Raw genomic sequence first — 19,960 nt, forward strand, 5'->3', positions numbered from 1 at the left:
TCCCGAGCGCCTGTCCAAGAGGCCTCCAAATCCCTACGCCTCAGCGGCCCTGCCCCAACCACTTCTCCAAATTCGCGCGCAGCGTTTGACCAAGGCGCAGCTGCGCGACTTGCTCGTCAGCAATCCCCACGATGCGACGCAGTGGATCAAGGCAGCAGCCGAGGCCGATATCATTCCCGCGCAGATCGTGTGGGGCCAGTTGCTGCTCGATGGGACGCGGGTAGCGCGCGATCCGGCGGCTGCCTTCGTCTGGTTTGAACGTGCCGCCCAATCCGGGGACCTCGACGGACAAAACATGGTTGGCCGGTGCTACGAACAAGGCTGGGGCGTCGAGCCAGATCCGAAGCTCGCGACGAAATTTTTCGAGCTCGCCGCAGCAGCCGGCCACGTCTGGGGGCAAGTCAATCTGGCGCAGATGCTGATGCGCGGCGGAAATCCGGCGGATCGGCCGCGGAGTTTCGAGCTCTTTCGGGCAGCAGCGGAAGGTGGCACCTCCAAGGCAAACCTGAAGGCAATGAATTCTCTCGCTCGATTCCTTGAAGAAGGCTGGGCCGTGCCGGCCAATCCGAGAGGCGCCCTGTATTGGTATAGCCGCGCAGCGGCGCTTGGCGATCACTGGGCTCAGTACAATCTGGCCACGATCCTGCATGCTGGCGGAGACCTCGCCGCTGCCGATGTTTGGCTGGAACGGGCGGTCTCCGGTAGCGATGACGGCTTTCGCCGGCGCATTGCGCCGCAGCTGCTGGCGCGCGGCGAACCTGCGTTACGCCGACATGGCCTGGAGGCACTTAGGCGCATAGCAGCTTCCGGCAGTCCCGCTGACGTGCAGGCGTATGCCTCCGCGGCCAGCGAAGCTGCAGCCGCACCTTCTGACCTTGAAGGCGCCAGGAGGCTGTCCGAGCTGCCGGCAACCGATGGACGTCCGGATTGGCGGATTTGTCCCCAGGCGTCGATCGGCCGACGCCTTGCTGGCTATCTCGGCGACCGTATCGCAGCGATGTCACGCCGCATCGCAAGATTATCCAACGCAACATCATCCTGCTCGAAGGGGGCTCTGTGACCATCATCGAAACCTTGCGACCGGCACTTTCCGGAATTGGGGCAGCCGCGAGCCTTGCAAACGGCTTTCTATTCGTGACCGCCGCCAACGCGGAAGGCCAGAACAATCAACCGACGTCGGCGCCCGCGGACAAGGCGACTGCGCTCCCGCCGGTCGAGGTGGACGCTCCTGTCACCAAGCGGCGACGAGCGTCGAGCGCCGGCGCCAAGCCGGCCTCGAGACCTGTCTCGGCCAGCCATCCGAGCAAGCCGGCCGAACCGCGTCCGCAGGCTGCGTCCTCGGCTGTTTCGCCTGGGAATTCGCTGCAGCGGAGCACTGGTCTCAGCCGTCTTTCCGATTCTCTCCAAAGCACGCCGCAAACCGTCACGGTCATACCGCGCCTGGTAATCGAGCAGCAGCAGGCAGCCACCATCAATCAGGTGCTCCAATATGTGCCGGGAATCACCGTCGCCACCGGAGAAGGCGGCGGTGGCATCAACGGAGATCAGTTCCGCATCCGGGGTTTTGACGCCTCGGGCGACGTGTATGTCGACGGCTTACGCGATTTTGGTTCCTACGTGCGCGATAGTTTTGCAACCGAAAACGTATTGGTGCTGAAGGGGCCCTCGTCACAGAGCTTCGGCAATGGCACGACGGGCGGCGTCATCGAGATCGAGAGCAAGAAGGCCCATCTCGGCGACCAATCAACGTTCGAGGCCTCGGCCGGGATGGGCCCTTACGGACGTGGCATTCTGGACATCAACAAGCAGGTCAACGACACGACGGCGCTCAGATTCGTCGCCATGGGCAACGGCCAGGATATTGTCGATCGCGACCATGTCTATTCCAACCGTGGCGGTTTCCTCGGCTCGCTAGGACTTGGCCTCGGCACCGACCAATCCCTGATCTTCAACTATCTGCACCAGGACAGCGTTCAACGCCCCGATTTCGGTGTTCCGGTCGTCAGCGCGCCGGGCGTCGTCGGCAAGCCCGTGACGGAGTACGGAGTTCCCCGCTCAAACTATTTCGGCCGGGAAAGTGATCGCGACCACGCGACGGCCGACGTGGCAACCGCCCTCTACAAGGGCGAATTCGGCGATTGGCTCACGTTAACGAACGACACGCGTGTCGGTTACTACACACGTGATCTGAAGTTTACGCCCGCGCTCTGCGCCTCTCCCGGCTTCCCTTTTCCAAGCAGCTGCGCAACGGACGTTCTCGCCGGAAACCTGGCGACACCTTACACAATCTGGTCCGTCGGCGGGACGAAGCAGGTCAGTCACGGCGGGGAAAACGTAACGACTGCCACGATGCGTTTCGACACCGGACCGTTCAGGCACAAGCTCGTCGCCGGCTTTGATGTCTATTCCCAACACGCGACGACGGGTTTTTACCTTCCTTCAGGCCCCGAGCCGGCAGGGACTCTTCTCGATCCCGTGTTTGCGAACTCGCCCGGCTTTGCACTGACGGTGTCGCCGGGCAATCAATTGTCGGCCACGAGCTGGGATATCGGCCCCTTTGTAAGCGACCGCATATGGCTGACGCCCATGCTTTCGATCCTTGCGGGTGTTCGATGGGATCACTATCGGGTCGAGGGCCAGGCAGGCGCGTCTCCGCTTGCGACGACGACCGAGTTCGCGAGCCCCAAAGCATCCCTGATCTTCGAGCCCACCTCGCATCAAAGTTACTACTTCAGCTATGCACGTTCATTCACGCCGCCGGGCAACAACATCACTTCGCTGAGTTCATCGCTCGGTCTGTCCCAGGCGCCAAACGCCGCAAACCTTCAGCCGGAAGCGGATACGACCTTCGAGGTCGGTGCGAAGTGGGGCCTGTTCGAGGATCGGCTCGGCGTGACGGCAGCATTGTTCCGCGTCGAGAAGAACAACGCTTCCTATACCGACCAGGCATCGGGGATACAGACGACCACCGACGACAAGGTGCAAGTCCAGGGAGTTGAGCTCGGATTGACCGGCAAGCTCACGGAGAACTGGGACATTCAGGCCTCCTATTCCTACATGGACAGCAAGATCATCGCCTCGTCGATCAGCCCGTTCACGCCCGTCTCGGCCGCAGGCAACCGGGTCCCGTTCGTGTCTCAGCATGGCCTGGCGATCTGGACCACCTACGACATCGCTCCCCTGCTGCCAAACGTGCCGGGTCACATGCTCGTCGGGGGCGGGCTCAACTATCGTTCGGACTATTACCTCAACAACCTCAATTCAATGGTGATCCCGGCAGCGACCACGATCGATGGGATGCTCTCCTACGATCCCAACGAGCGACACCATGTTGCGCTCAAGGTTACGAATCTCACGAACAAGCTGACCTACAGCTCGGCTTTCGGAAGCGGTTACGCGACTCCCGTTGCGGGCCGCAGCGTCACCCTCACCGCAGCAATCAGGTTCTGAAGAAAATGCTCATCGAAATCCCCCAACTGCTATCCGCCGAAGAGGTAACCTCGGTGCGCGACATCATCGAGGGGGCGGATTGGATCGACGGACGGGCAACGGCAGGTGAGCTGGCATCGCGCGCAAAGCGCAATGCTCAGGTCCCCGAGGACTCGCCTCAGGCTCGCCAAGCAGGCGACATTATCCTGAGAGCTCTCGGCCGGAATGCGCTGTTCAACAGTGCCGCTCTGCCCCTGCGCGTCCTGCCGCCCCTTTTCAATCGATACGACACCGGGATGTTCTTCGATGCCCATGTCGATGGCGCAGTGCGATCCTCGCCTGGACTCGGCACTCGCATGCGCGCAGACCTGTCTTCAACCCTCTTCCTCACGGCACCCGATGAATACGACGGTGGCGAGCTGATCATCGAAGACAGTTACGGCGTTCACGCCGTCAAGTTGGCGGCCGGGAGCATGGTCCTGTATCCGGCGGGGAGCCTGCATCGCGTGCGCGAGATCACCCGAGGTGCGCGCTTGTCATCATTCTTCTGGACCCAATCGATGATCAAGGACGAGGGGCTTCGCACGACGCTCTATGATCTCGACCGTGGCATTGTTGACTTGCGCAAATCCGTGTCCAGCGATGCACAAGGCATCCTCATGCTTACCGGTGTCTATCACAATCTTCTGCGACGATGGGCGGAGCTGTGATGTCGGCCGACCCTCTGCAGGAACCCGGGATGCAAATCAAAATGTCGACTTCGAGGATTCCGGCGATGACTGATCTGACGAATGAACTCGCCGCTCGATTTGCCCGTCAAAAGGTGGCGTTGCTGTGGTCGGTCTGTGGCCTCGGAAACACGATCTACGCGGTCATCCAAATCCTTACATGGGTCGACCATCAGATCGACAGCTCCGGCAAGGCGCCGACGGCATTCGATGCGACGGCTCTCTGGTACTTTGGCGTCGCATGTTCGATATGGATCATTCCTGCTCTGCTTCCTCTCGTCACACCGCGACGCGCCGCGATTCTTGGTTCGTTGCTGCTAGGTAGCTTTCTGATGGTCGCCAGCGTCGCAGGCGGCGTCTTCGATGGCATGCGTGACGGGCTTCATATAGCAGCGACAGCAATCATCGCTGTGGCTCTGCCCGGAGTTTATGCAGCCCATGCCTCCTGGCGGCTGCTGCGAGTTACGGAGGTGCCTGCAACTCTTGGCAAGGAATCCGATATCTGAACCAGCAGCTTAGGCTGCCCCGCCAAAGCCGGTTTAGATTAGCTCAAAAAAGCCGCGTTTAGGATGGCCGCTCTCCTGTCGATTTGCGATGGTCGGCTTCGAACATCTCGGCAGGCAAGTCGCCGACACAAGATTTTGGAAGGCGGCGAGATGCTTCATCGCTTTGTTGACACCGACATCGACCGCGTAACCCGCGCCGTTGCACTCCGAAGCGGAATCCTGTCGAATGATTGGACCTATGATCGGCACCAGCATCGCAAATCTCAATTACTGTATTCCCAGCGCGGCATTCTTTGCTGCGAGACGGCCAATACCGTTTGGCTAGTACCGCCCGGATGCGCGTTATGGATCCCCGGTCAACTGGCGCACTCGGCCCGTGGCGCTGGTCTCGTCGAATGCCACTGCCTGTATATTGAACCGAGCGCCGCCAAGAGCCTGCCCAAGACGTGCTGCACGATCTCGATATCTCCCTTGATCCGGGAGCTGATCCTCAGAGTGGCCAAGCTTCCGGAGTGCTATCCGCTCGGAGGTCGCGAAGATCGACTGGTGATGACCTTGTTGGACGAGCTGTCCGATGCGCCGACCAGCAGCCTGAACCTGCCGATGCCAAGAGAGGCGCGCCTTCGGCGCCTCGCGGAGATGCTGATAGCCGATCCGAGCGCGAAGACCTCGTTCGCGAATTGGGCAAGTGCGCTTGGCATGAGCGAGCGCACCTTAAGCCGCCTGCTTCTCCAGGAAATCGGGATGAGTTTCGGACGCTGGCGACACCAGCTTCACGTCATCCTCGCAGTACAAAGAATCGCAAGCGGTGAAAGTGTAAAGACCGTCGCCCTGGAGCTCGGATACGAAAACGCCAGCAGTTTCGTCAATATGTTCAGGAAGACCCTGGGCAAACCTCCGGTTCGCTACCTGACCGAACATCGCGCAATTCTTGTCAGCGGCTGAACCGTGTAAGTCCAAAAAGCCCTGGGCCCGTTCGGGGCAGTCATTTCGGCATTATGTGCATCATGGCGCTGCTGGCGTGTAAAATATTACCGCTACTGTGCATGGGGTTGTTTTCGACATTTGCTTGGCCGGTGCGGCGCTAGCTCAGCAGGAACGACAGCAGCGCCCGCATCTCGGCGGGCTTGATCGGCTTCTTCAGCACTTCGAGGCCGTGCAGGCTCGCCTCCTTCGCGGCCTTTTCCGAGTAGTCGGCCGTGATGATCATCGCCGCCGTGTCGAGCTTGAGATGCTCGCGGACGTCGGCGATGGCCGACAGGCCGCTCTCGCCGTGGTCGAGGTGGAGATCGGCGATCACAGCGTCCGGCGCACCGCCGAGTTCGCTGAGGCGCAGCAATGCGTCCGCGCCCGATCGTGTGGTGGCGACGTCACAGCCCCAGCCTTCGAGCAAGGCAGCCATCGCCTCCGAGCCCGACGGATCGTTTTCGATCAGAAGAATCTTGGCGCCTTCGAGCCCGCCATATTGCCGCTCCGCAAGCTTGGTTGCATGGGCCTCGTCGCCGACGTCAGTGCGTTCGGCCGGCTCCATCTCGACCGTGAAGGTCGAGCCCTGGCCGATCTGCGATGACAGCCGCACCTCGTGCCCGAGCACGGTCGCGAAACGGCGCACGATGGACAGGCCGAGTCCGAACCCGGCCTGATCGGTTGCGCTGGCATCGCCGCGCTGGAATTCGCGGAAGATCGCCTCCTGCTGGGCCTGCGGAATTCCAGGCCCGGTATCCGAGACCTCGACATAGACCCGATTTGCGCGATGCCCGCACTCCATGGTGACGCGGCCCACCCGCGTATAGCGGATCGCATTCGCGATCAGGTTCTGCAGGATCCGCCGCAGCATCATCGCATCCGAGGACACCGTGAGGTCCGTCGTGCCGATCTGCAAAGCCAGGCGCTGCCGCGCGGCGATCGGCTCGAACTCGTTGCGCAGCTGCTCGAACAGCGGTGCCAGCGCCAGCGGACGCACGTCGGGCTTGAGTGCGCCGGCATCGAGCTTGGCGATTTCAAGCAAAGAGCGGAGCAGGTCTTCCAGCGTCAGCAATGAGCGGTCGACCTGATCGATCAGCAGGCCGGCATCCTGCGATTCCACCATCTCCGTCAGCGCCGACAAGGTCAGCCGCGCCGCGTTCAATGGCTGCAGCAGATCGTGTGTGACCGAAATCAACACCGAGGATTTCAGCGAGCTCGCCGCCTCCGCCTGCTGCTTGGCGCGGAAGAGACCCTCATTGGCGCGCTCGACCGAATGCAGCGCCTCCCGCAACTGGTGCGTCCGGTCGCGAACCTTGTGGTCGAGCGCAATGGCGGTTTCGAACAGTGAAAAGGCGTTGAGCTGCTGGTCCATCGAGCGCTCGACGCGCGACATCAGCGCGGCATTGATCTTCTTCAGCTTCGCGGTCTCGCGCCGCAGCTGCTCGACCGTCGCAGGGTCCTGCCACGCCTCGGTCACGCCTGCCGCCTGCCGATGGCGACACCCGTGAATGTCTGGTTCACGTGCATCGAGCCGAACTGTTCACCATAGGTGTGAAAACCGACCACCCGGTTCTGTCGATAGAGCTCGGACATGTCGCGGGCGAGCTGGTGCTGCTCGGCATCGAGCCGGCGCAACAGGCACTCGAAGCCGATATAGAGAGACACCTCGCCGATCTGATCCTGCATTTGCGCGAAGACGTCCTGCGTCGAGCCGACAAGGCTGCGCGAGGTGGCGGCCGTGAGCACCATGCCCTCGTCGATGGCGCAAAAGAAATGCAGTGAGCCGTCGGGCTCGACGCGCTGGATCGATCGCGCATAGTAGGAGCCGCCGACACGGACCAGCACGGGGTGGGACGCAAACGAGAAAGGGTCGAGCTTGGCCTCATCCATGATCCCGACCATCCGGGAATATTCCTCGGCCGCGGGCTCCGCGTTCAGCTCCTTCACCGTCCGGTTCTCGATGTCGGCCTCGGTGACCACCATCTTCTGTGGCATCGGCTCGAAATTGTCGCACTTGAAGACCCTGAAAGGCAGCGACGTATTCAAAAGGATGAGGAGGGCGGCATTCGTATAGGCGTTGCCTTCGAAGAACACCCAGGTCTTTTCAAAGCGCAACCCGTCGCCCGCGGAGCCTCCGACGATCGGGATGTCGTCGAGCGAGGCGTAGATGGCGGACATCACCGCCTCTTCCCGGCGGCAGAGGCCGTCGATCAGGACCAGGCCGAACGAATTGCCCCGGTCCACCTGTGGGGTCACGCGCAGGAGCTCGTGGCATAGCTCGCCGCCGATGCGCCGCCCGTCCTCGACCCGGAAGCCGTCGAGATTGAGGATCGGCCGGATCACCGCGGTGAAATCAGCACGGCTGAATGCCAGCGCCACCACGCTGTTCTCGTCCCAGCCGTCGGGTGCGAGTTCGCCGGCGGTGGTGCAGCCGCAGACCGGGGTGGTGTCGAACTGCCGGCTGATCTCGGCGATGAAATGGTGGGGGTCGTAGTGAGGCGAGAGGAAGACCAGGATCAGGGCCAGGTCGTCCGGCGGCAGCTGCGCCGCAAGCTCGGCGACAGCTCCATCGACGGTCGCAGCCTTCGATTTCGCAACGGCAACGCCGGATGCGTCGCTAAACCGAAAGTCGGTTTGCCCCACTCCGCTTCTCCCTCGAGGCTCACCTCGGTCTCGCGCCGAGTGCAAGTGTCCAGACAGTAAGGTCTTTTCGGCACCGCCGCAACTCGGCCGCCGGGCTCGGCGGGGATCGGTCGGGCCCGCAGCGATTCGCCCCGGCGCCCTGACGAATTTACCGCCCTTTATCGTTTCTGCCTTAGTTTTGCGCATCCGGGTCTGGGGGCGGGGCGCCTCCGGGTCGCCGTTGAATAGGGGGTTGGAATGTCCGGGCGTACCGCGTCGCCGTCCAAGCGCAGCATATTTCCCACCGTCCGGTTCCGCGCCAAGATCATCCTCGGCTTTGCCGCGGTGCTGGTGATCTCGGCCGGCAGCATGGCGTTCGCTTATTTCGGCTTCGAGCGGGTTTCATCCGGCGTCGGCTCCTATCGCCGCAGCGTCTCGGAGGCCGATCTCGCCCGCAACATCGACCGCGAACTGCTCGCCTACCGCTCGGCCGTCAAATACTTCGTCGTCACCGGCAAGGAAGATGACGCCAAGGCGGCGTTGGAGGCCGAAGTCAATCTGAAGAACGCCATCGACCAGGGGGTCAAGAGCGCCAAGACGCCGGCGCGTCAGGACAGCCTCGACAAGCTCGCCAAGGAATTCGTGAATTTCTCCGCGACCTTCGCCAAGGTCCTGCAGGCCAAGCGCGACAGCGCGCTCTTGGTGCAGAACCAGCTCTCGCGCCAGGCCAACCTGCTGAAATACAAGCTCGATGATATCGGCAACAATGCCTCCGATTCCGAGGCGCAGGCGATCGAATTCGGCACCAAGCAGGTCAACGCCCAGTTCCAGACTGCGAGCGCCGCAGCGACCAATTTCGTGCTGACCTCCGACCAGTCGATCGGGACCAGCGCGCTGGCGCGACTGAAATTCGTCGAGAACTCGCTCAGCGCGGTCTATTCCATGGACGACAAGATCGTCGCCGGCCTGAAGGATGCCAAGACCATTCTTGTCGCCTATCGCGAGGCGCTGGAGAAGCTCATCGCGAACGCCAAGCTGGTCGATGATCTCGTGACCGAGATGAGCGGCTCGGCTGGTGCGATTCTGCGTGGCGCCTCAGCCATGAAGGCGGATTTGGTCGCCGAACAGCAGCGGCTGGATTCGGAATCGGAAGCGACCATCGGAAAGACCGAGCAATTGGTGCTGATGCTGGCCGTCGGCGGCACGCTGTTAGGTGCGGTCCTTGCCTTCCTGCTCGGTACCGGCATCTCGCGGCCGATGATCGCGATGTGCAAGGCGATGCGTGAGCTTGCCTCGGGCAATTTCGACGTGGTGCTGCCCGGCCTCGGGCGCAAGGACGAGATCGGCGAGATGGCCGGCGCGGTCGAGGAGTTCAAGCTCCAGGCCGTTGCCAAGGCCGAGCGCGATGCCGCCGCCAGCGAAGCCCAGAACAGGGAGCAGGCCGCAAGCCGCCGCGCCGAGCTGATCCGCTTTGCCGACGATTTCGAAAGCGCTGTTGGTGCGATCGTGTCCAACGTTTCGGCGTCCGCCGTGCAGCTTGAATCGTCCGCATCCACGCTGACCCGCACCGCCGAGACCACGCAGACCTTGTCGAGCCAGGTCGCCGGCGTCTCCGAGCAGGCCTCGAGCAACATGCAGTCGGTCGCGACCGCGACCGAAGAGCTGTCGGCTTCGGTCGAGGAGATCGGCCGCCAGGTCCGCGATTCCAGCCGCATTGCCGAGGCCGCCGTGGTGCAGGCCAAGGAAACCGATGGTCGGATCGGCAAGCTCTCGCACGCGGCCCAGCAGATCGGCGAGGTGGTCAAGCTGATCACCGCGATTGCCGAGCAGACCAATCTTCTGGCGCTGAACGCCACCATCGAGGCGGCGCGCGCCGGGGAAGCCGGCCGCGGCTTTGCGGTGGTCGCGAGCGAAGTGAAATCGCTGGCGAGCCAGACCGCGAAGGCCACCGACGAGATCTCCTCGCACATCGCGGGCATGCAGGGTGCGACGGCCGAGTCGGTCGCCGCGATCAAGGAGATCGGTGCGACCATCGGCAAGATCTCGTCGATCTCGACCTCGATTGCCAGTGCAGTGGAAGAGCAGGGCGCCGCAACCCAGGAGATCGCCCGCAGCGTCCAGAACGTCGCCCAGGGCACCCAGACCGCCGCGACCGATATCGGCCAGGTCAACCGCGGCGCGGCCGAAACCGGTTCAGCCTCGGAGGAGGTGCTGAACTCGGCCAAGACGCTGTCGAGCGAAAGCACCCGCCTGCGCGCCGAGCTCGATCGCTTCATGGCGAATATCCGGGCAGCGTAGGACCCGCCTGTCGCTTCATGCTCCGTCGTCGTCCGGACAAGCGCGCGCTGAGGCGCGCCCTTGTCCGGGACGACGGCATCCTCCGCGACAGCTCACCGCAAGTTGCGGTGTGGCAAATTTACCGCGGCTTATCCTTTGCCATTTACCGTGCATGCGAGTCGGGGAGCGGGCTGCTGCCGGACAGCGCCTGGTTTTCCGCGAATGGAATGGGGTGGGGGAATGTCGGTCAAGTCGAAGCCGAGCTCTTTGAGGCTCTTCACCTTGCGCTTTCGTGCAAAGATCATCCTCGGCTTCGTGGCGGTACTGGCCATCCTCGCCGTCAGCATGGCGTTCGCCTATTTCGGCTTCGAGCGAATCGCTGGCGCCGTCGCCTCCTACCGGACCAGCGTGGCCGAAGCAGACCTGGCACGGACCATCGACCGCGAATTGATCAGCTATCAGGGCCTGACCCGGGCGTACACGCTGACCGGTGCGGCGGATGACGAAACCGCGGCCAAGGCGGCCGAAGAGAATCTGAAGGTGGCGATCGCCAAGTCGATGTCCGCCACGTCTGGCGCGGCGCGCCGCGAGGAGATCGGCAAGCTCGAGGCCGAGTTCCAGCGCTTCACAAAGGTCTTCAGCGAGATCATCACGCTGACCCGCGCCAACAACAAGATCGCGGCCGATGAGCTGAACGCTGTCGGCAACAAGATCCGCTTCAAGTTCGACGATCTTGCCGATACCGCGGCGCTTGCCGGGCTCGCGTCGGTGCAGACCACGGCCAAGGACATCACTTCGCAATATCTCGCGGTGTCCACGTCGGTCAGCGCCTTCGTCGCCAAGCCGGATCCGAAGACCGCCGACGGGGTCGTCGCCCGCATCAAGTTCCTGGAGACGCTGCTGGTCTCGATCTACGCCAACGACCAGAAGATCACCGACCGCGTCACCGAGATCGGCAATCTGCTGAAGCAATACCGCGCCTCCTTCGCCAAGCTGTCGGAGAACGTAAAGGTCATCGCCAAGTCGAATGCCGAGATGAGCAAGACGGCAGCGTCGATCCTCAAACTCTCGGGCGAATTGCGCTCGGACCTGTCGGCGGATCAGCAGCGCATCGAGGCGGGTGCGAATACGACGATCGGGGAAACCGAGCAGCTGATGCTGATGCTGGCGCTGGGCGGACTTGCCATCGGTGCGGCGCTGGCGCTGATGCTCGGCAACGGCATCTCGCGGCCGATGATCGCGATGTGCAAGGCGATGCGTGAGCTTGCCTCGGGCAATTTCGACGTGGTGCTGCCCGGCCTCGGGCGCAAGGACGAGATCGGCGAGATGGCCGGCGCGGTCGAGGAGTTCAAGCTCCAGGCCGTTGCCAAGGCCGAGCGCGATGCCGCCGCCAGCGAAGCCCAGAACAGGGAGCAGGCCGCAAGCCGCCGCGCCGAGCTGATCCGCTTTGCCGACGATTTCGAAAGCGCTGTTGGTGCGATCGTGTCCAATGTTTCGGCGTCCGCCGTGCAGCTTGAATCGTCCGCATCCACGCTGACCCGCACCGCCGAGACGACACAGACCTTGTCGAGCCAGGTCGCCGGCGTCTCCGAGCAGGCTTCGAGCAACATGCAGTCGGTCGCGACCGCGACCGAAGAGCTGTCGGCTTCGGTCGAGGAGATCGGCCGCCAGGTCCGCGATTCCAGCCGCATTGCCGAGGCCGCCGTGGTGCAGGCCAAGGAAACCGATGGCCGGATCGGCAAGCTCTCGCACGCGGCCCAGCAGATCGGCGAGGTGGTCAAGCTGATCACCGCGATTGCCGAGCAGACCAATCTTCTGGCGCTGAACGCCACCATCGAGGCGGCGCGCGCCGGTGAAGCCGGCCGCGGCTTTGCGGTGGTCGCGAGCGAAGTGAAATCGCTGGCGAGCCAGACCGCGAAGGCCACCGACGAGATCTCCTCGCACATCGCGGGCATGCAGGGTGCGACGGCCGAGTCGGTCGCCGCGATCAAGGAGATCGGTGCGACCATCGGCAAGATCTCGTCGATCTCGACCTCGATTGCCAGTGCAGTGGAGGAGCAGGGCGCCGCGACCCAGGAGATCGCCCGCAGCGTCCAGAACGTCGCCCAGGGCACCCAGACCGCCGCGACCGATATCGGCCAGGTCAACCGCGGCGCGGCCGAAACCGGTTCAGCCTCGGAGGAGGTGCTGAACTCGGCCAAGACGCTGTCGAGCGAAAGCACCCGCCTGCGCGCCGAGCTCGATCGCTTCATGGCGAATATCCGGGCAGCGTAGGACTCCGTCGCTTTCATACTCCGTCCGCTTGTCCGGGATGATAGCGGGTAAGGGGCGGCGCGCCTCATTCCCTCCCGAACGCCCGCTTCAGCTCCACCTTCGCCTTCTCCAGCCGCTCACGCTGAATCTTCGGCAAGGTCTTTCCGGCGCGGTTGATGTAGAACGTCAGCATCGACAGCGCGGAGCGATAAGCGCCGGTCTTGCGGCGCGCGCTGTGCTCGGCCGAGCGTTTCAGCGAGGCTGCGATCTTACGGGGGCTGGTGAGTTTGAACACGCCGCGTTTGAGATCGAGCGCGTCGCTCTCCTTCGTCACACGCTGCGACCAGCGCTTTGGCGCGGCGCGTTTTGTGCCTTTGCGGGCGGCGCTACGCCGCGCGCTGGTGTTCTTGCGTGCCGTCGTTTTGCGCGAATGTGTCGTCTTTCTGACCTGAGCCATGCGTCAACTCCTTGCGGCTGCAGCGGAAACGGTCGGCATTCGCCGGCGTTCCCAGGGGAACCGGCGGATGGCGCCGACGTTGTCGCAGGTGGCCGAAATGCCGCACCCCCAGACCCAGCAACCCCATGGAATTGCAGCAGAGCGCAGCGCTGAATGATGGACCTGCAGTCTCCGCGGCGGTCGCAACCGATCGCATCGTCGAGACCAGCATTCCCGCGCGGCTCGATGCGTTGCCGTGGAGCGGCTTCCACACCCGTGTCGTGCTGGCGCTCGGCATCACCTGGATTCTCGACGGGCTCGAAGTGACGCTCGCGGGAGCGCTTTCGGGTGCGCTGAAGCAGAGCCCGACGCTGCGCTTCTCCAATCTCGATCTCGGAATCGCCAATTCCGCCTACCTCGCCGGCGCCGTGCTCGGTGCGCTCGGCTTCGGCTGGCTGACCGACCGCATCGGCCGCAAGAAACTGTTCTTCATCACGCTCGCGCTCTATCTTTCCGCGACCGCGGCGACTGCGCTGTCGTGGGATATTGCCAGCTACGCGCTGTTCCGCTTCCTGACCGGTGCCGGCATCGGCGGCGAATACACCGCGATCAACTCGACCATTCAAGAGCTGGTGCCCGCGCGCTATCGCGGCTGGACCGACCTGGTCATCAACGGCAGCTTCTGGATCGGGGCGGCGATGGGGGCCGTCGCGGCCATCGTGCTGCTCGATCCCGCCGCGATCGGCCCCGATATCGGTTGGCGTCTAGCCTATCTCATCGGCGCCACCATCGGCCTTGTCGTGCTGTTGATGCGGATGTGGATCCCGGAAAGCCCGCGCTGGCTGATGATCCATGGCCGCCCCGACCAGGCGCACGAGATCGTCGACGGCATCGAGCGCTCGGTGATCGGGCATGATCAGGAGGCGGACCGCGAGAGTTTTCCCAAGATGCGGCTGAAGATGCGCGATCACACCCCGATCCGCGAAGTCGCGCAGACGCTGTTCGGCACCTACCGCCAGCGCGCGCTGGTTGGCCTGGTGCTGATGGTCGCGCAGGCCTTCTTCTACAACGCGATCTTCTTCACTTTCGCGCTGGTGCTGACTGATTTCTACGGCATCAGCGCCGATCACGTCGGCTGGTACCTGCTGCCATTCGCAGCCGGCAACTTCCTCGGCCCGCTTCTGCTCGGCCGGCTGTTCGACACGCTCGGCCGTCGCGCCATGATCATGTTCACGTATGGCGTCTCGGGCCTCTTGCTGGCGCTATCGGGCTATCTGTTCTCGATCGGCGCGTTGAGCGCGCAGGGGCAGACCATCGCCTGGATGGTGATCTTCTTCTTTGCTTCACCCGCGGCGAGCGCGGCCTATCTCACCGTCAGCGAAACCTTCCCGCTGGAGGTCCGCGCATTGGCAATTGCGGTGTTCTATGCGGTGGGCACCGGCATCGGCGGTGTGATTGGTCCTGCGCTGTTCGGCGCGCTGATCGACACGGGATCACGCAACAGCGTGTTCGCCGGCTATCTGCTGGGGTCCGTCCTGATGATCGCGGCCGCAATTGTGGCATGGCGCTATGCCATCTCGGCAGAGCGCAAATCGCTCGAACAAATCGCGCGGCCGCTCGCTTCCATGGAGTAGACTGATGAAATCCGAACTCGCTGAACCGGACCAGAAGCCCGCCATGCCTGACGAAGAAGCGCCCGATGCCGTGCCTGTGCCGCATGCGCTCGTTCCGCATCTCGACGAGACCGCGATTCTGCTCGACATCGACGGGACGCTGCTCGATCTGATGCCGACGCCGCGCGAGGTATGGGTGCCGCCGGGCCTTTCGGAGACGCTGACTCGCCTGACGGAGCGCACGTCCGGCGCCCTGGCCATGGTCAGCGGCCGCTCGCTCAACGACATCGACCTCATCTTCGCGCCCGATGTGTTTCGCGCGGTCGCCGGTCACGGCGCGGAGATGCGGCTGTCGGTGGACAACGAAGCCGACGACGTGCACGCGCCGCCGATGGACAAGGAGCTGAAGCGGCGCCTGGCTGCGATCGCAAAGCTCAGCCCCGGCATTCTGCTTGAGGACAAGGGCTATTCGCTGGCGCTGCATTATCGCCTCGCGCCGCATGCGGAGAAGGCGATCTACGAAGCCGTCTCGCTGATCCGCGCCGATCTGCCCGATGCGCCGATCGAGGTGCTGCCCGGCAAGTTCGTCTGCGAGATCAAGCATTCCGGGTTCACCAAGGCGACCGGCGTGCGGGAGCTGATGAAGCATGAGCCGTTCAGGGGGCGTCGTCCGATCTTCATCGGCGACGACGTCACCGATGAAACCGTCTTCGCCATCATGCCCGACATGAACGGGCTCTCCTTCTCGGTGGGCCGTCGTGCCAAGGGCGTCAACGGCCATTTCGATGCGCCGAACGACGTACGTGCGTTCCTTGCGCGGCTGCTTGACGACACAAGGTCGGAATAAGGCGCGGTCATCTCATAGCCATATTTTCACGCGTGCAGTGCACCTGCGCGCGTCTCTTCCGGCTGTGCGAAACCAATCTTTCTCGAATGAAATCGTCGGGTTCCCTCGAGGGAAACATGTTCCAACGCGCACGCCTGACTTTGGTTTCATTTCGTAGAAATGATGACAGGAACCATATTGATGAACGGCAGTTAAACGGGGTGGAATGAACAGGAGGGGACGACCTGTGAACTTAGTTGTCGTTTCAAATCGAGTTGCGCGCGGCAAACCCAACGAACCCATGACGGGCGGCCTCGCAGCGGCGCTGCTTCCCGTTGTCGAGCATTCGGGTGCTATCTGGGTTGGCTCCTCCGGCCGCGTGCGTGATGGCCATCAGAAGGAGCCGTTCGCCGAGATCGAGGCGCTGGGTACGGGTGCGATCGCAACGCTGGACCTGCCGGCGGCGCATTATGGCGGCTACTACGAAGGCTTCGCCAATTCGGCCTTGTGGCCGGCGCTGCACTCGCGCAGCGATCTGATCCGCGTCTCGCGCGACGACTATGTCAGCTATCGCGAGGTCAACGCCTTCATGGCGCGCGCGCTGATGCGCTTCCGCAAAAACAAGACGGCGTTCTGGGTGCAGGATTATCATTTCCTCGCGCTCGGCGCGGAGCTGCGGGATCTCGGCGTCGATGATCCCATCGGCTTCTTCCTGCACACGCCTTGGCCGGTCGTCGCGGTGATGCAGGGCGTGCCCAATCATCGTGAGCTGATCACGACGATGCTGGCCTATGACCTGCTCGGTTTCCAGACCGAGACTGATTGCCAGAATTTCCTCAACTATGCCGGCAGCGAGCTCGGCCTCGTCATCGAGGACGGCGTCGTGCTCTCGCAACACGGCCGCACGCGCTGCCAGGTGTTTCCGATCGGCATTGACGCGGAGAAGTTCGCTGCCTATGCCGCGAAATCAGCCTCGCATCCGGATGTCTCGCGCCTGCGCCGCAGCCTCAATGGCGAGCGACTCGCGATCGGCGTCGACCGGCTCGACTATTCCAAGGGGCTCGTCAACCGTATCTGCGCGTTCGACCGGCTCTGGACCGAGCAGCCGCAATTCGCGCGCAGCATCTCGCTGCTCCAGATCGCCAATCCGTCGCGCGGCGGCATCGAAGCCTATGGCAATCTCCAGAACGAAGTCGCCCGCCTCGTCACTGACGTCAACGGTCGCCATGGTGAGGTCGACTGGACGCCGATCCGCTATCTGAACAAGGGTTTTAGCCAGGCCGTGCTCGCCGGCCTCTACCGCACTGCGCAGGTCGGCGTGGTGACGCCGCTGCATGACGGCATGAACCTCGTCGCCAAGGAATATGTCGCCGCGCAGAACCCGGCCGATCCCGGGGTGCTGGTGCTGTCGAAATTCGCCGGCGCGGCCAACGAGCTCGACACCGCGCTGCTGGTCAATCCGCACGACATCGACGGCATGGCGCGCGCGATCGCGGTCGCCGCAGCGATGCCGCTCACCGAGCGCAAGATGCGCTGGGACGCGATGATGAAGAAATTGCGGGGGCACACCATCCAGCAATGGTCGTCGGATTTCGTTGCCGAGCTGGAGAAGTGCCGCACCGAGAAAGTCGCGGCAGCTCCGCTCGCGGCACAACCGCCGCAGGCGCTGCGCTGGCTGAAATCGGCGATCTCAGGTGTGCGGCTGATCTAACCTCTCTCTGCCTCTCCCTTGCCGGGAGAGGTGAGCCCTCAATAGCAATACGACACGCCGTCCAGGATCGCGCATTGCCGCTTGTTCGGCGCGTTCGGATCGTCCATCGGCACCACGCCCTTGCCCTGGCCGACAAACACGCCGGGCCCGACATGCACGGAGCTCTTGTTGCCGATGATGATGCTCTGGTGCGGCGTGGAGCTGGAGCGGGTCCCGTCCGGCCATAGGATGGTATCGCCAGAGAGCACCCCGCGCCGCCCGTCGTCGCAGGTCACATCGACGCCCTGCCTGCTGCAGGCCTGCGCCTTCGCAGGCCCGGTACAGGCGGCGCCAAGGGCCGAAATCAGGCAAAGGGCGGCGAGGGTGTTGCGGATGGTCATGGCGTCCCCGGTCATGTCTGGCGTCTTCAGGTGAATCGTCGCGCCAAACCCGTGATGGGTTCAGCCCAAAGGGGCTCCCGAAGTCAGGGCGATGTGAGTTTTTATGCTGTAAATACAACATGTTGCGGAAAATTCATCGGATTTACCCGCGATCCCTTGCAAAATCGCCGGCGCCCCTTCAAGAGAGGGCGCTCCGGAGAGATGGCCGAGTGGCTTAAGGCGCACGCTTGGAAAGCGTGTGTGCGGGAAACCGTACCGTGGGTTCGAATCCCACTCTCTCCGCCAGCCCGCACACGAGTGTAACCCATGTGTCCGGTACGTTCTGTCACCTATGTCTCGGGCCGCTCGCACACACCCCAGCGAGGATGGACATTCTGCATCGCGTTTGGCCTTCGTTCTCGGCAAGCAATTGCGGGCGTATTCGCGAGCAGGCAGACGTGCAATGCACGCCAAGGCGCTCAAGCCCGCCGCATTGACAGGTGCAATGCCCAATCGCAATCTTGCCCCAGGCGTCTTTGGCGCAGCCGGCCTCAACCGCGCCGAGACAGTTCACAGGGGAGTTCCGACAGTGAACAGATCAATCCTGCTCGCCGGCGTCTGCGCTTTGGCGCTCGCCGTGGCCTCGCCCGTATCAGCCAAAACCCTGATTTTCTGCTCGGAGGGCAGCCCGGAGAACTTCTATCCCGGCGTCAACACCACAGGCACGTCGTTCGACGGCAACGAGCCGATCTACAATCGCATTGTTGAGTTCGAGCGTGGCGGCACGAAGGTGGTGCCGGCACTCGCTGAGAAGTGGACGATCTCGCCTGACGGCACCACCTACACCTTCGAGCTGCGCAAGGGCGTGAAGTGGCATTCGACGTCCAAATCGTTCAAGCCGACGCGGGACTTCAATGCCGACGACATCATCTTCTCGATCGAGCGGCAGTGGAAAGAGGATAATCCGTACTTCAAGGTCACCAGTTCGAACCATTCGTATTTCGGCGACATGGGGATGCCGAAATTGTTGAAGTCGGTCGAGAAGGTCGATGACTACACCGTCAAGGTGACGCTCAACCGGCCGGAAGCTCCGTTCCTTGCCGATCTCGCGATGGCTTTCGCGGCCATCCAGTCGAAGGAATATGCGGATGCTATGCTGAAGGCCGGCACGCCCGAAAAGATCGATCAGGATCCGATCGGGACCGGACCGTTCTATCTGGTGCAGTATCAGAAGGACGCCGTGATCCGATACAAGGCCTTCCCCGCGTTCTGGGGCGGGAAGGCGAAGATCGACGACCTCGTCTACTCGATCACGCCGGATTCATCCGTTCGCTGGGCCAAGCTTCAGAAGGGCGAATGCGACGTGATGCCCTATCCTAACCCGGCCGACATCGACGCGATGAGGAAGGATCCTAACGTGACCGTCCTGGAGCAGCCGGGCCTCAATGTCGGCTATCTGGCCTTCCAGACGCAGAAGAAGCCCTTCGACGACGTGCGCGTGCGCAAGGCCATCAGCATGGCCATCGACAAGAAAGCGATCATCGACGCCGTCTATCTGTCGACCGGCATCGCGGCCAAGAATCCCATCCCACCCTCGATGTGGTCCTATAACGACGAGGTCAAGGACGACCCCTATGATCCGGAGGCGGCCAAGAAGCTCCTGGCCGACGCAGGATTTCCGAATGGCTTCGAAACCGACCTGTGGGCCATGCCGGTGCAGCGGCCCTACAATCCGAACGCCAAGCGCATTGCCGAACTGATGCAGGCCGACCTCGCCAAGATCGGCGTCAAGGCTGAAATCAAGTCGTTTGAATGGGGCGAATACCGCAAGCGAATGCAGGCCGGTGAACACCAGATGGGCATGCTGGGCTGGACCGGCGACAACGGCGATCCTGACAACTTCCTGCACACCTTGCTGGGCTGCGATTCCGCGCAAACGGCATCGGGCGGAAACATTGCCAAGTTCTGCTACAAGCCGTTCGACGATCTGGTCGTGAAGGCCAAGACCATCAGTGATCAGGCCGAGCGGACCAAGCTGTACGAACAGGCGCAGGTGATTTTCAAGGAGCAGGCGCCGTGGTTCACCATCGCGCATGCCGTGCAGTTGAAGCCCGTGACCAAGAGAGTGATTGACTTCAAGCTGTCGCCGTTCGGCCGCCACACCTTCTACGGCGTCGACGTCAAGGAATAGCAGGAGACAAGGGCGGAGCGGACCAACGTTGCTCCGCCCATTC

Annotated in this window: 15 protein-coding genes and 1 tRNA gene; 12 read left to right on the plus strand and 4 right to left on the minus strand. The window is 62.9% G+C overall.

What is annotated here, in order from left to right; translation table 11 throughout:
- Positions 1-85: 85 nt before the first annotated feature.
- The 5 genes from ACNJX9_RS02515 to ACNJX9_RS02535 all read left to right on the plus strand — a co-directional run bounded on the left by ACNJX9_RS02515 (position 86) and on the right by ACNJX9_RS02535 (position 5,608).
- Complete coding sequence (locus ACNJX9_RS02515; protein ID WP_439407700.1) at positions 86-1,060, plus strand: tetratricopeptide repeat protein; 975 nt, start codon at positions 86-88, stop codon at positions 1,058-1,060.
- Entirely contained in the window at positions 1,057-3,450 is a 2,394-nt protein-coding gene (locus ACNJX9_RS02520; protein WP_439407701.1) for a TonB-dependent siderophore receptor, read from the plus strand. Before ACNJX9_RS02515 ends, ACNJX9_RS02520 begins: the two co-directional genes overlap by 4 nt.
- A gap of 5 nt (positions 3,451-3,455) precedes the next feature.
- Entirely contained in the window at positions 3,456-4,139 is a 684-nt protein-coding gene (locus tag ACNJX9_RS02525) for a Fe2+-dependent dioxygenase (protein WP_057743460.1), read from the plus strand.
- Between the two features lie 65 nt (positions 4,140-4,204).
- Positions 4,205-4,663, plus strand: coding sequence for a hypothetical protein (locus ACNJX9_RS02530; RefSeq protein ID WP_439407702.1), 459 nt, complete (start codon positions 4,205-4,207; stop codon positions 4,661-4,663).
- 63 nt (positions 4,664-4,726) lie between these two features.
- A complete protein-coding gene (locus ACNJX9_RS02535; protein ID WP_205668203.1) occupies positions 4,727-5,608 on the plus strand; it encodes an AraC family transcriptional regulator in 882 nt (293 codons plus the stop codon).
- Between the two features lie 139 nt (positions 5,609-5,747).
- On the opposite strand, the gene ACNJX9_RS02540 is transcribed toward ACNJX9_RS02535, so the two are convergent.
- Entirely contained in the window at positions 5,748-7,106 is a 1,359-nt protein-coding gene (locus ACNJX9_RS02540) for a hybrid sensor histidine kinase/response regulator (RefSeq protein WP_439407703.1), read from the minus strand.
- Positions 7,103-8,272 (minus strand): FIST N-terminal domain-containing protein, encoded by a 1,170-nt coding sequence (locus tag ACNJX9_RS02545; protein WP_439407704.1) that lies wholly within the window; start codon positions 8,270-8,272, stop codon positions 7,103-7,105. Before ACNJX9_RS02545 ends, ACNJX9_RS02540 begins: the two co-directional genes overlap by 4 nt.
- A 237-nt stretch (positions 8,273-8,509) precedes the next feature.
- Here ACNJX9_RS02545 and ACNJX9_RS02550 point away from each other — a divergent pair, with 237 nt between their 5' ends.
- Together ACNJX9_RS02550 and ACNJX9_RS02555 are read left to right on the plus strand one after the other, a co-directional pair.
- A complete protein-coding gene (locus ACNJX9_RS02550) occupies positions 8,510-10,549 on the plus strand; it encodes a methyl-accepting chemotaxis protein (protein ID WP_057743445.1) in 2,040 nt (679 codons plus the stop codon).
- 219 nt (positions 10,550-10,768) lie between these two features.
- Complete coding sequence (locus ACNJX9_RS02555) at positions 10,769-12,802, plus strand: methyl-accepting chemotaxis protein (RefSeq protein ID WP_057743646.1); 2,034 nt, start codon at positions 10,769-10,771, stop codon at positions 12,800-12,802.
- A 64-nt stretch (positions 12,803-12,866) separates the two neighbouring features.
- Here the strand turns inward: ACNJX9_RS02555 and ACNJX9_RS02560 are convergent, their stop codons facing one another.
- Positions 12,867-13,238: a DUF3175 domain-containing protein gene (locus ACNJX9_RS02560; RefSeq protein WP_439407705.1), complete on the minus strand. Its 372-nt coding sequence runs from the start codon at positions 13,236-13,238 to the stop codon at positions 12,867-12,869.
- Between the two features lie 125 nt (positions 13,239-13,363).
- Here ACNJX9_RS02560 and ACNJX9_RS02565 point away from each other — a divergent pair, with 125 nt between their 5' ends.
- The 3 genes from ACNJX9_RS02565 to ACNJX9_RS02575 all read left to right on the plus strand — a co-directional run bounded on the left by ACNJX9_RS02565 (position 13,364) and on the right by ACNJX9_RS02575 (position 17,367).
- Positions 13,364-14,851 (plus strand): MFS transporter, encoded by a 1,488-nt coding sequence (locus ACNJX9_RS02565; protein ID WP_439407706.1) that lies wholly within the window; start codon positions 13,364-13,366, stop codon positions 14,849-14,851.
- A 4-nt stretch (positions 14,852-14,855) separates the two neighbouring features.
- On the plus strand, positions 14,856-15,677 hold the full coding sequence (gene otsB, locus ACNJX9_RS02570) for a trehalose-phosphatase (protein ID WP_439407707.1): 822 nt from the start codon (positions 14,856-14,858) through the stop codon (positions 15,675-15,677).
- A 226-nt stretch (positions 15,678-15,903) separates the two neighbouring features.
- Positions 15,904-17,367: a trehalose-6-phosphate synthase gene (locus ACNJX9_RS02575; protein ID WP_439407708.1), complete on the plus strand. Its 1,464-nt coding sequence runs from the start codon at positions 15,904-15,906 to the stop codon at positions 17,365-17,367.
- 38 nt (positions 17,368-17,405) lie between these two features.
- On the opposite strand, the gene ACNJX9_RS02580 is transcribed toward ACNJX9_RS02575, so the two are convergent.
- Complete coding sequence (locus tag ACNJX9_RS02580; protein ID WP_439410241.1) at positions 17,406-17,747, minus strand: hypothetical protein; 342 nt, start codon at positions 17,745-17,747, stop codon at positions 17,406-17,408.
- A gap of 195 nt (positions 17,748-17,942) precedes the next feature.
- Between ACNJX9_RS02580 and ACNJX9_RS02585 the strand changes: the two genes are divergently transcribed.
- Positions 17,943-18,032, plus strand: a tRNA-Ser gene (locus ACNJX9_RS02585).
- 283 nt (positions 18,033-18,315) lie between these two features.
- Positions 18,316-19,917: an ABC transporter substrate-binding protein gene (locus tag ACNJX9_RS02590; protein ID WP_057748216.1), complete on the plus strand. Its 1,602-nt coding sequence runs from the start codon at positions 18,316-18,318 to the stop codon at positions 19,915-19,917.
- Positions 19,918-19,960: the final 43 nt, after the last annotated feature.

The organism is Bradyrhizobium sp. BLXBL-03, assembly GCF_051853015.1.
Taxonomy (GTDB): Bacteria; Pseudomonadota; Alphaproteobacteria; order Rhizobiales; family Xanthobacteraceae; genus Bradyrhizobium; species Bradyrhizobium manausense.

Coding starts and splice junctions, on each gene's coding strand:
- ACNJX9_RS02525 (WP_057743460.1), top strand. CDS start 3,456: ATGCTCATCGAAATCCCCCAACTGCTATCCGCCGAAGAGGTAACCTCG.
- ACNJX9_RS02560 (WP_439407705.1), bottom strand. CDS start 13,238: ATGGCTCAGGTCAGAAAGACGACACATTCGCGCAAAACGACGGCACGC.
- ACNJX9_RS02535 (WP_205668203.1), top strand. CDS start 4,727: ATGGCCGCTCTCCTGTCGATTTGCGATGGTCGGCTTCGAACATCTCGG.
- otsB (WP_439407707.1), top strand. CDS start 14,856: ATGAAATCCGAACTCGCTGAACCGGACCAGAAGCCCGCCATGCCTGAC.
- ACNJX9_RS02555 (WP_057743646.1), top strand. CDS start 10,769: ATGTCGGTCAAGTCGAAGCCGAGCTCTTTGAGGCTCTTCACCTTGCGC.
- ACNJX9_RS02580 (WP_439410241.1), bottom strand. CDS start 17,747: ATGACCATCCGCAACACCCTCGCCGCCCTTTGCCTGATTTCGGCCCTT.
- ACNJX9_RS02530 (WP_439407702.1), top strand. CDS start 4,205: ATGACTGATCTGACGAATGAACTCGCCGCTCGATTTGCCCGTCAAAAG.
- ACNJX9_RS02550 (WP_057743445.1), top strand. CDS start 8,510: ATGTCCGGGCGTACCGCGTCGCCGTCCAAGCGCAGCATATTTCCCACC.
- ACNJX9_RS02565 (WP_439407706.1), top strand. CDS start 13,364: ATGGAATTGCAGCAGAGCGCAGCGCTGAATGATGGACCTGCAGTCTCC.